We start from the raw sequence: 20720 nt of genomic DNA, 5'->3' as shown, positions 1-20720 counted from the left end.
TTGCACCGCTCTTTTAATAGAATTTTGTTGTGTTGAAAGCAACATGTACGGTGCATAGTGACACATATTGGTGGTGAATGGAAATGGAAACGGTATTAACCGAACATTTAAAAAAGGCAAGACGCATCTTCCGAATTCTTCTCGTCCTTGGTATATTAGCGGGGGCTTTATTGTTGTTTGCCTACATAAGCATCTTTCTCTACGCCAAAATCGCTGGCCCTCCTCCGCTAAACGTTTCTCAAACAGCTGTTTTCTACTCAGCAAACGGTAAAGTTCTTGATGAAGTTCACAATGGACAAAAGCGCTACTGGGTTTCACTTAATCAAATTTCACCTTACGTAAAAGATGCGACTTTAGCCGTTGAAGATAAGCGCTTCTACGAGCATCACGGCTTTGATATGCATCGAATCGCCGGAGCAATTGTAGCTGATATAAAAGCTATGGGAAAAGTACAGGGTGCGAGTACTATTACTCAGCAGTATGCACGAAACTTGTTTTTAGAGCACGACAAAACGTGGACTCGAAAGCTTCAAGAAGCTCTGTATACGATTCGGTTAGAAATGAATTATAGCAAAGACCAAATTCTAGAAGGCTACATGAATACGATTTACTACGGCCATGGAGCTTATGGAATTGAAGCGGCAGCTAGGCTGTACTTTGATAAGCACGCCAAAAATTTGACGTTAAGTGAAGCGAGTATGTTAGCCGGTATTCCAAAAGGCCCTAGCTACTACTCTCCTCTTATTCATCAGGAAAATGCAAAAAAACGACAAAATATCATTTTATCTCTCATGAAAGAGGATGGAATTATTACGTCGAAGCAAGCAACAAAAGCGCTGGTAACTCCCCTAGCATTTTCAAAGCCTGCTGAAAAAGATCCTAACAAAGAAGACGCTTCTTACTTTATGGATGCAGCGCTAGCAGAATTAAAGCAAGATTTAGGCATTGATGAAACCATGATTTATACAAATGGACTTCGCGTTTATACAACGCTGGATGAAAAGATGCAGCGAACGGCAGAAGAAAAAATGAAAGATGTTATCAGCAGCTCTTCAGACGTACAAAGTGCATTTGTTGCGATGAATCCTAAAAATGGACAAGTGAAAGCTCTTATTGGTGGAAGAGATTATGAAAAGAGCCCGTTTAACCGCGCTACTCAAGCAGTAAGACAGCCTGGCTCAACGATGAAGCCATTTTTATACTATGCGGCATTAAAAGATGGTTTTACTGAATCCACTCCAATGAAAAGTGAAGAAACGACGTTCAAATTAGAAGATGGTGTTTCGACATACACGCCTAGTAACTATCACAATTATTATGCAGATGCGCCTATTACAATGGCTCAAGCCATCGCACTTTCAGACAATATTTATGCGGTCAAAACGCATTTGTTCATTGGGGAAAATCGCTTGATCGAAACCGCTAAAACACTTGGTATATCATCACCTTTAAAGAAAGTTCCATCTTTAGCTCTTGGAACTTCACCTGTCAAAGTCATTGATATGGTTAATGCGTACGGCATCTTTGCTAATGGCGGAAAAGAAATTCGTCCAACATTTATTAAACGAATTGAAACCCATGACGGAGAAGTTGTTTATCAAGCTCCTTCTGAACGGAAACAAGTCATTGATAGACGCTATGCTTTTCTTACTACCCATTTAATGACAGGCATGTTTAATCAAAAGCTAAATGGCTATACAACCGTCACAGGAAAGCCTATTTCTAAATATGTATCTCGTCCTTACGCGGGAAAATCCGGCACAACCTCTACGGATAGCTGGATGATTGGCTACTCTCCTCAGCTCGTTTCAGGCGTTTGGGTTGGATATGATCAAGGAAGGACAATGGATGATGTAGCTGAAAAAGGATACGCAAAAAAAATGTGGGCGCTATTTATGGAAGATGCTTTAAAAGGGAAGAAAAAAGAAAAGTTTAAAGCACCAAACGGATTAATGAGCGTCAACATTAATCCTCAAAATGGAAAGTTAGCATCCAAATCATGTCCTGTTCAATATAAAGCTTATTATTTAACTGGAACACAGCCTAAAACATATTGTACTGATCACATCGATCATGCAGCAAAAACGAAGAAAAAAGAGCGTGAAACAGAAGGTAAAAAATTTCACTGGTTCCCAAAATGGTTTGATTAAAAAAAGCTTAAGGCCTTGGCCTTAAGCTTTTTTTAGCATTACGATGTTTGAAGCGCTTCTTTTAAGTCATCATTAGATAACGTCCAGATTTCTTCATTATGAGACTTCAAAAACTCACGAAGCAAAGCCTTAGACTTGTTATCCATTTCTTCTACCATAATGCGTCGTTTTAAGGATTTATCCATTTTGTTTACATGTTCAGGAAGTGACTTATAGCCGCGGCGAATTTCACGATCAACGGTCATTTCACATGCTGTCATACCTGCGTAGTAAGGTCCTTCTTGCTTGCGATCAATCGTTACCCATACAAGCCAATATAACTTGCCGTTTGGCACCTCGTCTTTATTCGGTAAGAACTTAATTCCTTTTTCTACTACACTTCTGGCATGCATCGCACCAATATCGACAAATACTTCTTCATCGCTTGGGCAAACAAAAACCGGTGAAATGTTTTCTAAACTTAACGCTCCAACCCCGTAGCCGCCGTGGCCGTCGGTTGAATCGTCTTTTATGATATTAAATCCTATACTTTTCTTTTTTGGCTGAGTCATAGTAAGCCTCCTCTATTTAGTAAATCAGTGGTGCTAATATCTGCTGAAAGATATTCATCACAAACGTTGCTGCTCCGTTTAGAAGCGGCCAGATTACAATTCGATCCAGAGGTGTGATCACAAGAATCAAAAATACAAAAATACCCCAAGACTCATACTGCGTCATTTTGGCTCGCGTAGACGGCGGAACGAGATCTTCAATCACGCGGTAGCCGTCTAAAGGCGGAAAAGGCAACAAGTTAAATACACCTAGTGTTAGGTTTATTTGAATAAATAATGTAAAAAAACGATAAAGCGCATCGTTGTCCACTGCGGCATTGTTCATCAAATAGTAAATAAGCAAGCCGATAAATGCCAACAACAAGTTGCTAAACGGTCCCGCTATCGATACTAGAATACCAGCTAAACGAGGCTTTTTAAAGAAATAGCGATTAACAGGAACCGGCTTCGCCCATCCAAAACCTGCGATAATTAACAAAAGCGTTCCAAATGGATCTAAATGTGCCAGCGGAGAAAGCGTTAGCCTTCCTTGCTTTTTAGCCGTGTGGTCTCCAAATAAATAAGCTACATACGCATGTGCAAACTCATGCAGTGTGAATGCAACAATAAGGGTCATCACCACGTAAGGAAGGTCTTGCAATGAAAAAGCTAAAAAATGTTCCACTCTTTATCTCCTTTATTTTAAAATAATTTCTACACATCATATCTACTAAATAAACCGTTTGCTTACGAAGAAGGATACAAGACTTCTTGAATATGGCCTCAAAGGTCTCAAAAACCAGACATGGGCTCCCTATGGCCCCACCTGGTTTTTAGCATCGATGTTATGATAAAAAGTATACTACAGATTATGACCTGCATCACTACCTCATACTGTCATTTTATTCAGAAAACGGGTACACTAATCATATACTGACCAAAAAGGAGTGTACACATTATGCCAGTTGTAACTGTTAAGATGCTTGAGGGCCGTACAGATGATCAAAAAAGAGCTCTTGTTGAAAAAGTAACGGATGCTGTTGTAGAAACAACAGGTGCATCACCTGAAAAAGTATCGATTATCATCGAAGAAATGTCTAAAAACCATTACGCTGTAGCGGGCAAGCGCATGAGCGATCAATAACGCCTACATAAAAAAAATGCCATAGGAGTTGACCTATGGCATCTTTTTAATGTACAGACAGAGTTGCCTGAAGTTTTTCAATATATTCGTATGCTTCTGCAATGTCTTCTTCTGTATAGTTTTGCTTACGCTTTAACGTAAACACTTTTTCTTTTACTTCTTCTTTAGGTAAGTTATCAAAATATAAAATCGTAGAGACGAGCTCCAAAAATTTAGAGCTTTGCTCGTTCATATCCTTCATACATTCCTGCAAGTGAGGAAGCTCTAAGTCATAGTGACTTAAAAATCCTTCTCCCGCTTCTGTTAATACGTAACGATACTGCATATACCCGCCTTTTTTCTCTTTAATTTCACTTAAAAAGCCCAAGTTACACAGCTCCTCAATTCGAAGCGTTAATTCCTCAGAATAAGGTCCAAAAAAGTGAAAATTATACTTTTCATAAAAAGGAAACTTCAGTTTTTTTCCGATAAATATCATCTTTTGTAACTTTTTTCTGCCAACAACTTCTCCCGCCGCGGAAAATACTTTCACAATCTTTGCGTGATCGTTTAACACAGCCCCTTCAACTCCTATACTATTTAACTCTGATCTCCTTTTAGTAAGTTTATAATCTGATCTTTAACTTTTCGCTTAGACGACAATTGATCAATGAGATCTTGTGGAAAATATAATTTATGATCGGTTCTCTTTTTCCCTGAAATTGCTTCAACAATCTCCGACTGACGTGATAATTCACGCACTTCATTATTTGGCATCAACAGATGAATCGGCAAACGTTCTTCCTCTTCACCCGGTCGATAAAAATCGTATGGTAGGTCGCTTGAAGAATCGACGACTAAATAATAATCTGGGTTAATGCCCGCTTTTTTAAAAAGTGTTGTAAGCTCCATCCACATTTTCATTTGTGAATTTGGATTAAACTCAATGTATTTAAAAAGCTGACGATTCATAAATCTTCGGCATAGATCAGATAAAATTTCATCCTCTTCTTCTTCCCATGCTTGAAAATAAAATAAAATAACAGATTCATCTAATTTCAAATACTCTTTTAGCGATATTTCTTCTTCAAAAATCGAATAAAAATGAGTAGGCTCCTGCTTGAACTCATAGTAATGATGATGGAGCTCTTTCGCGCGATGTAAAATTTTTGTCAAAATAACTTCAGCACTTCTCGTAACAGGATGAAAATACACTTGCCAGTACATTTGGTAGCGACTCATAATATAATCTTCAACCGCATGCATACCGCTGTGTTTAATCACGGCTTGGTCTTCCCGAGGACGCATAACACGAAGAATTCGTTCCATATCAAAGTGACCGTAGCTTACTCCTGTGTAATACGCATCACGCTGCAAATAATCCATGCGATCTGCATCAATTTGACTGGAAATTAAACTAACGACAAGCTTATTTTCATATGTTTTCGCGATTACTTCGGCCACTTTTTTAGGAAAATCCTTTCCCACTTTCGTCAACACTTGATTTACCTCCGTGTCACCTACGATAATGGCTTGTGTAAATTCTTCATGATCTAAGTGGAAAACCTTCTCAAATGAATGTGAAAACGGACCGTGACCTAAATCGTGCAGTAAAGCAGCACAAAGACAAAGAAGACGCTCATCTTCATTCCATTCAGGGCGTCCTTGAAAACCGTCGTCAATAATACGGCGCACAATTTCATAAACACCTAAGGAATGACTAAAACGGCTGTGTTCAGCCCCATGAAACGTTAAGTATGTCGTTCCTAGCTGTCTAATACGACGCAGCCTTTGAAATTCGGCTGTCCCAATTAGCTCCCAAATAACACGATCTCTTACATGGATATAGCGGTGAACAGGATCTTTAAATACTTTTTCTTCACTGAGTTTTTCATTAGGATATGTCATTTACATACCTCTCTATCTTCACTTTGTTGTTGCTATAATTTTTCGACACTCACTTCCTATTTTCCTATTCAGAATAAAAAATCACCTTGTCAAGCAACCAAGGTGATTTACCTAACAAACAAGGCGATTCTGTTTGTAAGAAGCTCGTTCGACAAATAAGTAGCAGAAAAGCAGCTATTTATTGTTTCACTATCTATTTTTTTACTTTTTTTTCAATCTTCTCGATTAATTCGTCCTCTGTTGGCGCTGCTACAGGACGGTTATTTACAAATGCAAATGACTTTTTACGTCCGGGTCCACAGTAAGACTGGCAACCGATTTGTACTTCAGCTTGTTCATCTATTTTTTTAAGTCGAGGTAACAACGTTTTGACGTTTGTTGCCTGACAATCATCACAAATTCTAAATTCATTTGCCATGTTGACACAATCCTTTCAAAATTGGTTCATCATTTTGTCTAAGGGGTATTTTACCCCTATTTGAAGTCCGATGCAAGTTAAAGAAGGAAGCAAAATCTATCATACTCCTAGAAGAAATGGTATAAAGTATGGATTTTTTGTACATGATGATACTACAAAACATGATTACTATGAGTCATGGAAAATAGAGGAGTGAACAAAGTGAAAGATAGACAAGATGCTTGGACAGAAGAAAACGACTTATTATTAGCTGAAACAGTATTGCGCCATGTCCGCGAAGGAAGTACGCAGTTGAATGCGTTTGAAGAAGTTGGAGATGAATTAAATCGAACTTCAGCAGCATGTGGATTCAGATGGAATGCTGTTGTACGCCATCAGTATGAAAAAGCACTGCAGCTAGCTAAAAAACAGCGAAAACAGCGTATGCGTGCACTTGGACAAGAGCAAGGCAAAAAGAAATTATTATATACGCCACCAGCATCTGTAGAGCATGTGGAACAAATGATGTCTGCGCCTACAGCAACATATAGCTTACCTGAAACACACGTAGAAAGAAGCAGCAGTGAGGAGCTTTCAATGGCTGATGTTATTCGCTTCTTGCAAACAATGCCAAATCAAGCGAGCAATTTACAAGCATTGCAAAGCGAAAACAAACGCTTGATGCAAGAAAATGCAGAGTTAGCTAAGAAAAACACAGAGTTGGAAAAACAAATTAAACATCTCGAAGCTAATGCTACTACTATTCAAGAAGACTATGAAACATTAATGCAAATCATGAACCGTGCGCGAAAGTTAGCTCTATTTGATGAAGAAGAGCGTTCTTCTACTACGTTTAAAATGGATCGTAACGGAAATCTTGAGAAAATGGCTGAATAAGCTACACGAACGAAGAAAGAGGGATGTCAAACTTGGCTCTGCTTTCTTCTTTTTCTATTTTACAGACAATGACCTGACGCCTTTATGCTATAATATGTTCGTTTACTGTTTATAAAGGGGTTTGAGATATGCAGCAGAATAGTTTGAAACTTTTAGCACAGCCCGCTTGGCGTATTATTGATCAATCCAGTCTAGGTCCTCATTTTGATGCCCGTCATTCTTTTGCCATCGATGACACGCTTTGTACAACCATTGGAAGAGGTGAATCTCCAGCTGTCATGCGCTCATGGGTGCATCACGATACGATTGTATTAGGCATTCAAGATACAAAGCTCCCTCACCTGGCTGAAGGTGCAGCTTATTTACATGAACAAGGGTATAAAACAATCGTCCGCAATTCAGGCGGCCTCGCTGTCGTACTTGATCAAGATGTTCTAAACATTTCTTTAATTTTTCCAGATGCAGAAAAAGGAATTGATATTGATCGTGGCTACGAAGCCATGTTTGATTTGATTAAGGCCATGTTTGCATCTTACGGTACCGCAATTGAAGCGAAGGAAATCGTAGGATCCTATTGTCCCGGCAGCTTTGATTTGAGCATTCGCAATCAAAAATTTGCAGGCATTTCACAGCGACGCGTTCGCGGCGGTGTGGCCGTACAAATTTACTTATGCGTTAACGGAAGCGGCTCTAAACGCGCTTCTCTCATTCAAGAGTTTTACAAAAAAGGGCTCCAAAACACAGAAACTAAATTTTCATACCCAGATATCGAGCCTCATACAATGGCTTCTCTATCTGAACTATTACAGATTGATTTAACCGTTTCTGATGTCATGCTGCTTTTATTGCAAACACTGAATAGCATGAGCTCTTCTCTTGTAAATATGCCTTTAAATGCTACCGAACAAATGCTGTTTGAGACGCAGCTGCAGCGCATGTATGACCGCAATGAAAAAGCGTTGGGTTCATTAGCCGAATAAAAAAACTCCGCCCTAGGACGGAGTTTTTTTATTAAAGTGCTTGAGCAGCTGTGATTAAAGCAAGCTTGTACACATCTTCTTCGTTACAACCGCGAGATAGATCGTTTACCGGTTTGTTTAGACCTTGTAAGATTGGACCTACTGCTTCGAAGTTTCCTAAGCGCTGTGCAATTTTGTAACCAATGTTACCTGCTTCAAGGCTTGGGAATACAAATACGTTTGCATCTCCTTTGATCACTGAACCTGGTGCTTTCTTTTCAGCTACAGAAGGAACAAATGCTGCGTCGAATTGGAATTCGCCGTCTAATGTTACGCTTGGTGCTAATTCTTTTGCAATTTCTACTGCGTTTGCTACCTTTTCTGTTTCCGGAGATTTTGCTGATCCTTTTGTTGAGAAGCTTAGCATAGCAACACGAGGATCGATATCGAACATTTCAGCTGTACGAGCACTTTCGATAGCAATTTCAGCTAAATCTTGGCTGTCAGGTGAAATATTAATTGCACAGTCAGCAAATACGTATTTTTGATCGCCGCGAACCATGATAAATACGCCAGATGTTTTCTTAACACCTTGTCTTGTTTTGATAATTTGTAGAGCAGGTCGCACCGTGTCTGCTGTAGAATGAGCAGCTCCGCTTACAAGACCGTCAGCTTTGTTCATATGAACAAGCATTGTGCCAAAATAATTTTCATCTAATAAAATTTTGCGAGCATCTTCTTCTGTTGCTTTGCCTTTACGACGCTCAACAAATGCTGCCACCATTTCATCAAATTCAGAGTAGCTTTGAGGATCCAAAACCTCAACACCGTCTAATTTTACGTTTAATTCTGCTGCTTTTGATGCTACCGCGTCTTTATTTCCAACAACGATAGGCTTTAAGATATTGTCGGCAGCTAAACGAGAAACAGCACCTAATACGCGCTCATCTAATCCCTCTGGGAATACGATTGATACATCGCTAGCTGATACTTTTTGTTTTAAACCTGTAAATAAATCACTCAAAGTAAATCCTCCTCGATATGTAAAAAACTTTTCTCATAATAGGATACTCCACTTTTTTTAAAAATCAAAGGCATGTCCTTCAAGAATCCATGATTACGAAAAAGTCTTTTAATTCTTAATTTTCCGCTAACACTCAAAATAAAACCTGTTTTTACTTTGCAACAATTGTTTAAAGTTTAGTCACAAAATCACAGGTTTTTCATTCCAGTTCTTCGGACAAACTATGATATAGTAGAATTGGAATTTATCATAATCGGACAATAGGAGTGAAACGAAATGGCAGAAGCAGCACAAACATTAGACGGTTGGTATGCACTTCATGATTTCCGTTCAATCGATTGGGGCGCTTGGAAGCAGTTATCAAGCGACGATCGCCAAGCGGCCATCCATGAATTTTTAGGTTTGATTGAGAAATGGAAAGGAACTGAAGCTGAAAAGCAAGGCAGTCATGCTTTATATACCATTGTCGGCCAAAAAGCAGATTTTATGCTAATGCTTGTTCGTCCTACTATGGAAGAACTAAATGAAATTGAAACAGAATTTAACAAAACAAAGCTTGCTGAGTTTACCATTCCTACTTATTCATATGTATCAGTAGTTGAATTAAGCAACTACTTACCTGCTGGGGAGGATCCTTATGAAAATCCTCAAATCCAAGCTAGACTATATCCAACTTTACCAAAAGCTAGTCACGTTTGCTTTTATCCAATGGATAAACGTCGTCAAGGAAATGACAATTGGTACATGCTTCCTATGGAAGAACGACGCAGCTTAATGCGCAGCCACGGAATGATTGGACGTCAATACGCTGGAAAAGTAAAGCAAATCATTACGGGTTCTGTTGGGTTTGATGATTATGAGTGGGGCGTTACTCTTTTTGCAGATGACGTTCTTCAATTTAAAAAATTAGTATACGAAATGCGTTTTGACGAAGTAAGTGCTCGCTACGGGGAATTTGGCAGCTTCTTTGTCGGAAATTTATTAAAAGAAGAAGCTATTGCACGCTTTTTACACGTTTAAACTAAGCTGCAAAAGCGTTCATCTCTTTTATAAAATTTAGTATATAAAAAACCTGTTTCCACTTGGAAACAGGTTTTTTTATTTTCTACCCATGGCATATTCGCATCTACAGGACCATATATATACAACAGTGTCACAAGTAAGCGAGGTGGGATAATGGCAGTCGTTGCACACAACGAAGAAGATGTTAAGCTCCTAGCCAGACTCATTCGAGCTGAAGCTGAAAGTGAAGGAAAACAAGGGATGTTACTGGTAGGAAATGTAGGCGTGAACCGCGCTAAAGCTCCCTGTTTGGATTTTAGAAATATAAGAACCATTCGTCAGATGGTATTTCAAAACCCAGGCGGATTTGAAGCAACTCAAAAAGGCTACTTTTATCAGCGTGCCCGCCAGTCTGAAATTACACTTGCACGACGTGTATTAAGAGGGGAACGTTTTAACCCCGCGGAAAACTCACTGTGGTTTTTCAAGCCCAGCGGCGACTGTCCTGCTCAATGGTATAACCAAAATAACACAGGACGATTTAAATCTCACTGTTTCTTTGCACCAACTCAAGCTGATTGTCCAGGAGTTTACTAATTTCTTTTTGTTTGAAGGAGGTTCCTATGAAAAAACCAAAGTCTAATCAACCGCAACAGCAATATATGCAAAATCCGTATATGAGTCCAAACTACCCTTATTATATGCCTCAGCCGCAGCAGCCCCAGCCAGGCGGCCAGCCGCAGGTTCAAGGGCAAAGCCAAGGAGGGCCACCCCCTACCTCTTCTGGAGGCAGTGGTGCCCCGCAAGACCCAAATCAACTGCCTATTGAAGAATCATATATTGAAAATATTTTACGTTTAAATCGAGGAAAAATAGCGACTGTATATATGACGTTTGAAAATAATACGCAGTGGAACGCGAAGGTCTTTAGAGGTATTATTGAAGCGGCCGGACGCGATCATATCATTTTAAGTGATCCACAGACTGGAACGCGCTATGTACTGCTTATGGTTTATCTTGATTACATTACCTTCGATGAAGAAATTAAATACAATTATCCATTTGGCGGTGGAGGCCAGCAGTTGAGCAATTATTCTCCGCGTTAAAAAACCCCTTTTCAGGGGTTTTTTTATAGCCATTTTACAGCTGCAACAACAATTAAAATCCAGGCTACAATAAAAGCAACTCCACCTAGGGGAGTAATCGCGCCAAGAACTTTAATACCGGACGTACTTAATACATAGAGACTGCCTGAAAACAGCACAATCCCTGCAAACATAATCCAGCCCGAAGCTGTTAACAAAGAAGACTGAGGAAATTTGCTTAATAAAAACGCAATGACAAACAGTCCTATTGCATGGAACATTTGGTACTGCACTCCTGTTTTCCATACCTCTAAATACTTCTCTGAGATTTTCCCTTCTAACCCGTGTGCTCCAAAGGCACCAAGAGCAACCGCTAACATCGCATTGATTGCACCGATTATTAAAAATAGTTTCATGTTTTTCTCCTCACTTTAGAAATCAAACAAACTATCGCCGTTTGCATCATCTGATTTCAATTTCGTTCCTTCAAAATTAGGTTTGGATGACTGAATAATCTGTTGCTGCATAATCTCAGGCGATTGCATAATTTCCGGTGAAGACATGACAACAGGTTTTGAAACCGAGACAGGTTTCGATGCTGAAACCTCTTCATTTTGATCTAATGCAAGCTCACACAGTGCTTTGATAGCAACCAATTGATCTCGAACGTTCCCACTATTCGAATGGTGCTTCGCTTTTTGTACTTCTGCACTAATTTTATCAAGGAGCTGCGCCATTTTTATATCCATGTAGACACCTCATCTTACATTCAATATGACTTTATACAGCTATTTTATCAAAAGATGAAATAGGAGGCTATGTCTGAAGCTAATCTTCATGAAATGCTCACTTTTACACATCATCAATTTGCCAATCGATGGATTGACGTCCGTGTTGGAGCAAAAACTCATTTGCTCGTTGAAAATGATTATTGCCAAAAAAGCCTCGATTAGCTGAAAATGGGCTAGGATGCGGGCTTTCCAAAATTAAATGGTGTGAATGATGAATGAGCTCTTTTTTAGCTTGTGCATGTTTGCCCCACAGCAAAAACACGACCGGCTCCTCTTTTTGTGCCACTAATTCAATAATGCGGTCCGTCAGCTGTTCCCATCCTTTTCCTTTGTGAGAATTCGCTTCCCCTCTTCTAACCGTCAAAACAGTGTTAAGCAAAAGAACACCTTGTTCTGCCCATTTGACTAAATAACCGTTATTCGGAATGTGATAGTCCATTTCATTTTTCAGCTCTTTGTAAATATTCACTAAAGAAGGCGGTGTTTTGACTCCTGGTTGAACAGAGAAGCTCAGTCCATGCGCTTGATTTGGTCCATGATAAGGATCTTGTCCCAATATGACAACTTTTACATTTTTATAATCCGTATAGTGCAAAGCGTTAAAAATATCATATTTATCAGGATAAATGGTGTGGTGATTATATTCATCCACTAAAAATTCTCGAAGCTGTATGTAATAGTCTTTTTGAAATTCTTTTTCTAATAAAGGAGCCCAGTCATTTTTTAAAATACTCATTGCTTATCACCTCATAATAATCTTTTTTGTTATTTTATCGTAAACTCTGCCGCCTGCTCAAACGTTGCCTGCTTTAAATACGCTGAGAGCCTGGGCATATTTTAATATTGTCATGTTCAATGAAACTTTGTATACACTTATAAAGAGTGTATTTTTATATTAAAGGAGGGATTCCATATGATCATCAGCAATCCCCACCAAATAGACGTAACCTACAGCCTGGGTGTTACACCCGTTGAACCAATGATACCAAGAAAATACACCGTTTTCCCAGGTCAACACACTTCTGTTCCTTCCATTCAAATTGGCATTGAATTTGCCTACGATCATATGCAAAAAGAGCGGAACGAATATTTAGCATCCTTCGTCTTCGATAAAGGTTTTTATTCCCTTACTGTGTATTATTACATCGGTGCGCATACATCAACAGATGAAACCATTACACGCTACCTTCACTTTTTAGAACAGCTCCCTGTTATTCTATCGTCTATCTATCACGCTGATGCTTCCTTTTTCGAAAAACATCCACTTTTAATGCACTGTCCTATTTTTATCATTGCCGATAGCCCTGAGCTGCCATTTTCAACAAAAAAATCTATCGGTTCCCTGTATCAATATAAATAAATGAGAAAAGCTACTGTTAAAATAACGGTAGCTTTTTCTCCGTATTCGAAACAAAATACTTTTAAACTTGTTAAAAACATGGAATAATAACTACAAATTGTTTTAATCTATTTGCGTTAACCCTTTAAAATCGTTACAATTTATTAGTAGTTCTATACATAAAGGAAAAGGTAAACAAGCAATCATTCGTTTGTTTATAAAGGCCGAGTTTAACGGGCAATGAATCCCCAGATTTCATTTAAGTGTTGTCTGTTAAAGCGGAAAAAAATTGAACGTAACTACGACAAAGTGAGGTCCTAGAAGTAATGACAAATGTACAACCAAAATCCATTATCGTAATTTTTGGCGCTACAGGTGATTTAGCAAAACGTAAGTTATTCCCCTCTATTTTCCGCTTATATAAAGCGAACAAACTATCGGAAGATTTCGCTGTTGTTGGTGTCGCAAGAAGACCTTGGACTAATGACGAATTACGCGAAAATGTAAAAAAATCAGTGAGCAGTTTCAAAAACAGTGACGCTGACATTGAAAAGTTTGCTTCACATTTTTATTACCAACCGTTTGACGTAACAGATGTCGCTTCTTATCAAGAATTAAAAAGCCTAACAGAAAGCCTTGATGAGCAATACAACGTGCCTGGAAATCGTATTTTCTATCTAGCAATGGCACCTGAATTTTTCGGAACGATTGCTTCGAATTTAAAAAATGAAGGTTTAACACAAACAGAAGGCTGGAGCCGCCTAGTCATTGAAAAGCCGTTTGGCCATGATTATCCTTCTGCTAAAGAATTAAATGAACAAATTCGCCATGCATTTAAGGAAGATCAAATTTATCGTATCGACCACTATCTCGGTAAAGAAATGGTGCAAAATATCGAAGTTATCCGTTTTGCAAATGCTCTATTTGAACCGATGTGGAACAACCAATACATTTCAAACATCCAAATTACGTCTAGTGAGACGCTTGGTGTAGAAGACCGTGGCCGTTACTATGAATCTTCAGGTGCCCTTCGAGATATGGTACAAAACCATATGCTTCAAATGGTGGCCCTACTTGCAATGGAACCGCCGATTAAATTAACACCGGAAGAAATTCGCAGTGAAAAAGTAAAAGTATTGCGTGCTCTTCGCTCTTTATCAGTGGATGAAGTAGATGATTATTTTGTACGAGGTCAATACGGCAAAGGTGTACTTGAAGGAGAAGAAGTTATCGGCTATCGCGAAGGAAACTCGGTTGATCCTGAGTCTAATACCGCTACATTTGTATCTGGTAAGCTTATGATTGATAACTTCAGATGGGCTGGCGTACCGATTTATATCCGTACAGGTAAACGCATGAAAGAAAAAGCAACGACAATTGTTGTACAGTTCAAAGACTTACCAATGAACCTGTACTTCAATAAAGATAAAGAAATTCATCCAAACTTGCTTGTCATTCATATCCAACCGGAAGAAGGCATTACGCTTCACTTGAACGCGCGTAAAACGCCAGGTGCCACATCATCCACACCGATTAACTTGAACTATTGCAATAACTGTGGAGATAAAATGAATACACCGGAAGCTTATGAACGCCTTATTTATGATTGCATGCTTGGAGATGCAACGAACTTTACTCACTGGGATGAAGTAGCCCTTTCTTGGAAATTTGTTGATACTATCTCAGAAGCATGGGAAAGCACAAAAGCACAAAACTTCCCGAACTACGAATCAGGTTCAATGGGACCAAAAGAATCAGACGCATTGCTTGCTGAAGACGGTTTCCACTGGTGGCCAGTCGGAGAAGACAACTTCTCACCTAAAGAGTAAATAAAAAAAGCAGCTGTAGTATACAGCTGCTTTTCTTGTTTTTTATTTTAACCACTCAGTATGGAATACGCCCTCTTTATCAACACGTTGATATGTGTGAGCTCCGAAGTAGTCACGTTGCGCTTGTAAAAGGTTCGCTGGTAGCGTTTCTGTACGGTAGCTGTCATAGTAAGCTAATGCACTTGAGAAACTTGGTACAGGAATACCTTGTTTAACCGCAATTGAAATAACTTCACGAAGAGCCGACTGATAGCCTTCTACGATATCCTTGAAGTATGGGTCTAACAATAAGTTTGTTAGATCTGCATCGCGATCGTAAGCTTCTTTAATTTTTTGTAAGAATTGTGCACGGATGATACAACCACCGCGGAAGATCATCGCAATATCACCGTACTGTAAATTCCAGTCATATTCTTCAGAAGCTGCTTTCATTTGAGCAAACCCTTGCGCATATGAACAAATTTTACTCATGTACAATGCTTTACGAATTGCTTCTACTAATTCGGTTTTATCGCCTTCAAATGCAGCTGCATTTGGACCGCTCAATACTTTGCTTGCTTTTACACGTTCTTCTTTCATAGCTGAAATAAAGCGTGCAAATACAGATTCCGTAATGATTGGTAGTGGTACACCTAAATCAAGCGCACTTTGGCTTGTCCATTTACCTGTACCTTTTTGACCTGCAGTATCTAAAATAACGTCTACAAGTGCTTTACCTGTTTCTTCATCTTTTTTCGTAAAGATATCAGCTGTGATTTCAATTAAGTAGCTATCTAGCTCGCCTTTATTCCATTCAGCAAATACTTCATGTAATTCATCTGTTTCTAAGCCTAATACGTTTTTCATGATGAAGTATGCTTCACAAATTAACTGCATATCGCCATACTCGATGCCGTTATGAACCATTTTTACGTAGTGACCTGCACCATTTGGTCCAATGTATGTGCAGCAATCATCGCCTTCAACTTTCGCTGAAATAGCTGTTAAGATTGGTTTTACAAGTTCATATGCTTCTTTTTGTCCGCCAGGCATGATTGAAGGTCCTTTTAATGCGCCTTCTTCTCCGCCGGATACGCCTGTACCGATGAAATGGATACCTAATTCTTCTAGCTCTTTGTTACGACGAATTGTATCCTGGAAGAATGTATTTCCGCCATCGATTAAAATGTCGCCTTTTTCTAAGTATGGTTTTAACGAATCAATTGTTGCATCTGTAGCAGCACCAGCTTTAACCATTAATAAAATTTTACGCGGTTTTTCAAGAGAATTAATAAACTCTTCCACACTGTATGTACCTGCAAAATTTTTACCTTCTGCTTCTGTTTTTAGGAACTCTTCTGTCTTTTCAGGAGAGCGGTTATAAACTGAAACAGAATAGCCTCTGCTCTCAATGTTTAGCGCCAAGTTTTTCCCCATAACCGCTAAACCGATAACACCGATTTGTTGTTTTGCCATGTTAAATTCTTCCCTTCATGTGTAATATGAATTGGTCAACCTAATCGTAACTGAACATATCATAAAGAAAGTTACAGATTCAAGTTTGATATAACCATAATCATACGTTTTATTATACACATTTGAAAAGAATCATGCTCACCGAACATTGATTATTTTGAAGAAAATTTCGATAAAATAAGTGAAATGAACGCAGTTACTAATCATCCGTACATTCTTAACTACCTTTAGACGCATTTTAACATTTTCTTAAACAATTACTTTTGTTAAAATATTAAGCAGTTAATCATTTCAATGAATTGATGATCAACACGGTTGTTACCGTTTTACTATATTTACTGCAGCTAAAAAAGCTGCACTAGTACTTATTTTGTTTTACGAAGAGGGATTTTATATATGACAAAACCAATCAAAGATCCGTTCAAAGAAAATTTTGATACGCTTGAAGAATTTGCTGATCGCATTAGCGAGGTATTGAACTGCCCTATTACGATTGAAGATGCTAATCATCGCTTACTAGCTTACAGCACCCATGATGAAAGAACGGACCAAGCGCGTATTGCTACGATTATTGGAAGAAGAGTTCCGGAAAAAGTCATTAACAACTTATGGAAAGAAGGCATTATTCCGAAACTCCTTGAGACAAATGAACCTGTGCGTGTGAAAAATATAAATGAAATCGGGCTTGGAGATCGTATAGCCATTTCTATCTGGAAAAATGAAGAAGTTCTAGGATTCATTTGGGCTGTGGAAATTGAGAAAGCCTTAGGCGATGAAGAAGTGGAGCTATTAAAAAAAGCTGCGAATGTATTAAAAAACAAATTGCTGCAGCTTCAAATTCGAAAATACAAACGAGAGGAACGCTCACAGGAATTTTTCTGGAAATTATTAACTGGCCACATTAAGTCTCGCCAAGAAATTTCAGAAGCGTTTTATGAAGCTCAAATTACGGCTCCATCAGCATTTTCCATTGCTATCTTCCGCTTCCAAGAAGATATTACGCCTGAAGCTGAACGCCAAATTTCGTATATGTTGAAAACAATGCACCGCTTAAAAATCGTTCTTTATACGATTGATTGCAATGATTTAATCTTACTGCTTTCTTTGGATGCGGTTGAAAATCCTCTTGATGAACAGCGAGATTTTGTAGACTATTTTAGAGGAAACATGCATGAACGCTTTGATGTTACTCAAATTAAAGCCAGCTGCAGCAGTATTTATTCATCGCACGATCATATCGAAAAAAGCTATAAAGAAGCTTTGAACGTATTAGATATGAAAAGTAAGTTTCCAGAAGAAACAAAAGAGATTATTAACTATCAAGAATTAGGTATTTATCAATTTCTAGATGTTATTTTAGACAAGCGCGTTCAAGATCAATTTGAAAACCATTCTTTAAAGAAGCTAACTGATTATGACCTTCGTCATAACAGTAACTTGGTGGAGACTCTTGAAGTATTTTTAAATAATGATAACAATATTAATGAAGCAGCCAAAGAATTAAATGTGCATATGAATACACTTAGCTATCGATTAAAGCGAATTTCAGAGATTGGTGATATCAACTTAAAGGATGTTAATCAAAAAATGACTCTTTATATTGATATTAAGTTAATGAAATATAAAAAATAACAGATAATGTTATATTTTTTAACAGAAAGCTATTTATTTTCCGATAAATAAATAGCTCTTTTTTATGTTTTCTTCCCTTAACAATGTTAGATAACCTGACATAAAAATTAAAAATTCTGATAAGTAAGCGGTTACATTTGTGTGTTTAAACAAAAACCGCTTCTTCAATTCTTCTTTCTAGACAAAGAAATTTCACAAAACTTTCTTTATACTAAAGATACACAAACGACCAAGGGGGAAATTAATCATGATTATTGGCGTACCAAAAGAAATCAAAAACAACGAAAACCGAGTAGCGATTACACCAGCAGGCGTAGCATCATTTGTTGGTACAGGTCATCGTGTATTAATTGAAAATGAAGCGGGTATTGGAAGTAACTTCACAAACGAAGATTATGTAAAAGCCGGAGCTGAAATTGTTGAGACAGCAGCTGACGTGTGGGCACAAGCTGAAATGGTCATGAAAGTAAAAGAACCATTAGCAAGTGAATACGGCTATTTTAGACCAGGTCTTATCTTATTCACTTACCTTCACTTAGCAGCTGAACCAGCACTGGCAAAAGCATTAAAAGATAGCGGTGTAACGGCTATTGCTTATGAAACAGTGGCAGTCAATCGTACATTGCCTCTATTAACACCTATGAGCGAAGTAGCAGGACGTATGGCTGCTCAAATTGGTGCACAATTCCTTCAAAAATCAAACGGCGGAAAAGGAATTTTATTAGCGGGTGTTCCTGGAGTTAGCCGCGGAAAAGTAACGATTATTGGAGGCGGCGGTGTTGGTACAAATGCTGCAAAAATCGCAATCGGCCTCGGTGCTGATGTAACAATTATTGATTTAAGTCCTGAACGCCTACGTCAATTAGACGATATCTTTGGCAACCAAATCAATACGCTAGTGTCAAATCCTTATAACATTGCGGATGCAGTAGCAGAGTCAGATTTAGTGATTGGTGCAGTATTAATCCCAGGTGCAAAAGCTCCAAAACTCGTAACAGAAGAAATGGTGAAAACCATGAAGCCAGGTTCTGTTATTGTTGACGTAGCAATCGACCAAGGTGGTATCGTTGAAACAATTGACCACATTACAACACACGATCAGCCTACTTATGAAAAGCACGGTGTTGTACACTATGCAGTTGCGAACATGCCAGGAGCAGTTCCACGCACATCAACGATTGCTTTAACAAATGTAACGGTACCTTACGCACTTCAAATTGCTTCTAAAGGTGTTCACAAAGCAATCGCTCAAAACGAAGCGTTAAAATTAGGAGTGAACGTTGCAAACGGAGCTATTACGTACGAAGCAGTTGCACATGATTTAGGTTATGATTATGTATCAGTAGACGTAGCTCTTGAAAAAGAATTAGCTTCTATTTAATAGATAGTAAAAAACGTCCTTAACCCTCTGTTAAGGGCGTTTTTATTTTGAATAAACAGCAATTAGCTGTAAAAAACACGACTATTTAAAGCTTTGTGTATCTGTTCACCGGTAATCTCCGGTACCATTGGCCAGAATTCAGGAGTAGGAAACATAAGGTTGCTAGGCGTTCTATTATGATTACCATCTAATTCATGAAATGGTTCAGGATCATCTGTCTCGTTAAACCGATTCGTAATAAACATAAAGTGACCTAATTCATGTGCAAGAAGATACTCATCTGTACTTGCATTTGTCATAATCACAAGTGGAAAAGAGTTATAAGTTACAGCAAGAGTCGATGAATAGTCAAAATTAACAGGCCCAAATCTATTTCCATTCATATAAAATACGTATACATCAGCGTCTTGACAAACTTTTCGGCCAGTTTCAAGCATTGCTTGTACCATTGTAAGATGACTAGCTCCTCTAATTGGAAAATTTTCCGCATTACTTACAATGCCACTGATGTTTTCAAAAAAAACAAATGAACGTGTAATAGTAAATGTAACCCCCTGGATTAATTGGTTTTTCTCATATTGTTTCCATATCCTATTAGCAGCCGCTATGTCTCTTTTTACACGGTTGGGAACTGTAGACGGATTATCTTTAGAGTTTCGATCAACTTTAGCTCCTGGTAATACGATTATACAAACATTTAAAGTACCTGTCTTAACAGTTTTGAAGTTATCGCTCATTAAATTCGATTTCATATAACAGTCTTTGTGATTTCTCTTTTGAAGTTGTGATTGATTAGAAGAATCCGGGGCATCTTTATAACTGTCATGATTATAATGTTTTTTTATGTGAATCACCCTTTCTTAAGTTTCTATTCATTTTATTCATTAAGAAAAAGAGTGCTTGTACAATAAGGTAAAAAGCCTTTTAATAAGAGGTTTTTTAGCATGCGATTACTTGTGAAGGTGGTTACTCTTAAGTTTATGTAAAGTAAATGTTCAAACCACCTTATATCTCATTCGCTAACGTTCATTTAACTCATGCTTCACAGTCAGTCATGATAATTCTTAATTACACGTAGGATTCATACAGTTTTTAGAAATTGAATATCTACATTAAAAGCGATAAAATAGAAGAAAAAGTGAATGGAAGAAATTTATCTAAAACACATTGGGCAACTAAAAGCCGCCCGGTAGAAATTTTACTCTATTTTCTCTATGA

General features: G+C 38.2%; 22 protein-coding genes. 11 read left to right on the top strand and 11 right to left on the bottom strand.

The genetic code is table 11. The annotated features are described in order from the left end of the window. Positions 1–83: 83 nt before the first annotated feature. Complete coding sequence (locus ACWATA_RS24630; protein WP_028411961.1) at positions 84–2150, top strand: transglycosylase domain-containing protein; 2067 nt, start codon at positions 84–86, stop codon at positions 2148–2150. 38 nt (positions 2151–2188) lie between these two features. On the opposite strand, the gene ACWATA_RS24625 is transcribed toward ACWATA_RS24630, so the two are convergent. Then, the gene (locus tag ACWATA_RS24625; RefSeq protein ID WP_013085495.1) at positions 2189–2701 is read right to left on the bottom strand and encodes a YwhD family protein; all 513 of its coding nucleotides are present in this window, start codon (positions 2699–2701) and stop codon (positions 2189–2191) included. Between the two features lie 16 nt (positions 2702–2717). Continuing rightward, positions 2718–3365, bottom strand: a complete 648-nt coding sequence (locus ACWATA_RS24620) for a site-2 protease family protein (protein ID WP_028411960.1) — start codon at positions 3363–3365, stop codon at positions 2718–2720. A 273-nt stretch (positions 3366–3638) separates the two neighbouring features. On the opposite strand from ACWATA_RS24620, the gene thmT reads away from it, so the two are divergent. Beyond that, on the top strand, positions 3639–3824 hold the full coding sequence (gene thmT / locus ACWATA_RS24615; RefSeq protein WP_013085497.1) for a 2-hydroxymuconate tautomerase: 186 nt from the start codon (positions 3639–3641) through the stop codon (positions 3822–3824). Between the two features lie 46 nt (positions 3825–3870). Here the strand turns inward: thmT and ACWATA_RS24610 are convergent, their stop codons facing one another. The 3 genes from ACWATA_RS24610 to ACWATA_RS24600 all read right to left on the bottom strand — a co-directional run bounded on the left by ACWATA_RS24610 (position 3871) and on the right by ACWATA_RS24600 (position 6129). Then, complete coding sequence (locus ACWATA_RS24610) at positions 3871–4380, bottom strand: YwgA family protein (protein WP_013085498.1); 510 nt, start codon at positions 4378–4380, stop codon at positions 3871–3873. A 23-nt stretch (positions 4381–4403) separates the two neighbouring features. Next, the gene (locus tag ACWATA_RS24605) at positions 4404–5711 is read right to left on the bottom strand and encodes an HD domain-containing protein (RefSeq protein ID WP_013059849.1); all 1308 of its coding nucleotides are present in this window, start codon (positions 5709–5711) and stop codon (positions 4404–4406) included. Between the two features lie 193 nt (positions 5712–5904). Further along, positions 5905–6129 carry a YuzB family protein gene (locus ACWATA_RS24600; protein ID WP_013059850.1) on the bottom strand — a complete coding sequence of 75 codons (225 nt, stop codon included), beginning with the start codon at positions 6127–6129 and terminating at the stop codon, positions 5905–5907. Between the two features lie 201 nt (positions 6130–6330). On the opposite strand from ACWATA_RS24600, the gene ACWATA_RS24595 reads away from it, so the two are divergent. Continuing rightward, positions 6331–7005, top strand: a complete 675-nt coding sequence (locus ACWATA_RS24595) for an RsfA family transcriptional regulator (RefSeq protein ID WP_033580385.1) — start codon at positions 6331–6333, stop codon at positions 7003–7005. A 128-nt stretch (positions 7006–7133) separates the two neighbouring features. Further along, complete coding sequence (lipL, locus tag ACWATA_RS24590; RefSeq protein ID WP_473050252.1) at positions 7134–7985, top strand: octanoyl-[GcvH]:protein N-octanoyltransferase; 852 nt, start codon at positions 7134–7136, stop codon at positions 7983–7985. 31 nt (positions 7986–8016) lie between these two features. Here lipL and pta read toward each other — a convergent pair whose 3' ends face one another. Continuing rightward, positions 8017–8988, bottom strand: coding sequence for a phosphate acetyltransferase (gene pta, locus ACWATA_RS24585; protein WP_013059853.1), 972 nt, complete (start codon positions 8986–8988; stop codon positions 8017–8019). Positions 8989–9264: 276 nt separating this feature from the next. Between pta and hemQ the strand changes: the two genes are divergently transcribed. The 3 genes from hemQ to gerQ all read left to right on the top strand — a co-directional run bounded on the left by hemQ (position 9265) and on the right by gerQ (position 11096). Beyond that, positions 9265–10008 (top strand): hydrogen peroxide-dependent heme synthase, encoded by a 744-nt coding sequence (gene hemQ / locus ACWATA_RS24580; protein ID WP_013059854.1) that lies wholly within the window; start codon positions 9265–9267, stop codon positions 10006–10008. 156 nt (positions 10009–10164) lie between these two features. Next, entirely contained in the window at positions 10165–10587 is a 423-nt protein-coding gene (locus ACWATA_RS24575; protein WP_016765947.1) for a cell wall hydrolase, read from the top strand. A gap of 26 nt (positions 10588–10613) precedes the next feature. Further along, the gene (gene gerQ / locus ACWATA_RS24570) at positions 10614–11096 is read left to right on the top strand and encodes a spore coat protein GerQ (RefSeq protein WP_028411957.1); all 483 of its coding nucleotides are present in this window, start codon (positions 10614–10616) and stop codon (positions 11094–11096) included. Positions 11097–11119: 23 nt separating this feature from the next. Here the strand turns inward: gerQ and ACWATA_RS24565 are convergent, their stop codons facing one another. From ACWATA_RS24565 to ACWATA_RS24555, 3 genes are all read right to left on the bottom strand, one after another. Further along, positions 11120–11491, bottom strand: a complete 372-nt coding sequence (locus ACWATA_RS24565) for a DUF423 domain-containing protein (protein WP_034264472.1) — start codon at positions 11489–11491, stop codon at positions 11120–11122. A gap of 15 nt (positions 11492–11506) precedes the next feature. After that, positions 11507–11812: a YwdI family protein gene (locus ACWATA_RS24560; RefSeq protein WP_231503786.1), complete on the bottom strand. Its 306-nt coding sequence runs from the start codon at positions 11810–11812 to the stop codon at positions 11507–11509. A gap of 115 nt (positions 11813–11927) precedes the next feature. Continuing rightward, complete coding sequence (locus tag ACWATA_RS24555; protein WP_473050251.1) at positions 11928–12602, bottom strand: uracil-DNA glycosylase; 675 nt, start codon at positions 12600–12602, stop codon at positions 11928–11930. A 177-nt stretch (positions 12603–12779) separates the two neighbouring features. Between ACWATA_RS24555 and ACWATA_RS24550 the strand changes: the two genes are divergently transcribed. Further along, entirely contained in the window at positions 12780–13226 is a 447-nt protein-coding gene (locus ACWATA_RS24550; RefSeq protein WP_013085507.1) for a staygreen family protein, read from the top strand. 305 nt (positions 13227–13531) lie between these two features. Beyond that, complete coding sequence (zwf, locus tag ACWATA_RS24545; RefSeq protein WP_013085508.1) at positions 13532–15034, top strand: glucose-6-phosphate dehydrogenase; 1503 nt, start codon at positions 13532–13534, stop codon at positions 15032–15034. A 42-nt stretch (positions 15035–15076) separates the two neighbouring features. Here zwf and gnd read toward each other — a convergent pair whose 3' ends face one another. Then, complete coding sequence (gene gnd / locus ACWATA_RS24540; RefSeq protein WP_013059861.1) at positions 15077–16489, bottom strand: NADP-dependent phosphogluconate dehydrogenase; 1413 nt, start codon at positions 16487–16489, stop codon at positions 15077–15079. 396 nt (positions 16490–16885) lie between these two features. Between gnd and ACWATA_RS24535 the strand changes: the two genes are divergently transcribed. Further along, positions 16886–18121 (top strand): PucR family transcriptional regulator, encoded by a 1236-nt coding sequence (locus tag ACWATA_RS24535; protein ID WP_028411954.1) that lies wholly within the window; start codon positions 16886–16888, stop codon positions 18119–18121. Positions 18122–18368: 247 nt separating this feature from the next. Next, on the top strand, positions 18369–19502 hold the full coding sequence (ald, locus tag ACWATA_RS24530) for an alanine dehydrogenase (protein ID WP_013059863.1): 1134 nt from the start codon (positions 18369–18371) through the stop codon (positions 19500–19502). Positions 19503–19564: 62 nt separating this feature from the next. Here the strand turns inward: ald and ACWATA_RS24525 are convergent, their stop codons facing one another. After that, a complete protein-coding gene (locus tag ACWATA_RS24525) occupies positions 19565–20254 on the bottom strand; it encodes a hypothetical protein (RefSeq protein ID WP_367077561.1) in 690 nt (229 codons plus the stop codon). Positions 20255–20720: the final 466 nt, after the last annotated feature.

It is taken from the genome of Priestia sp. USM5, from assembly GCF_058323215.1.
This window is presented reverse-complemented; position numbering and strand designations above follow the sequence as displayed.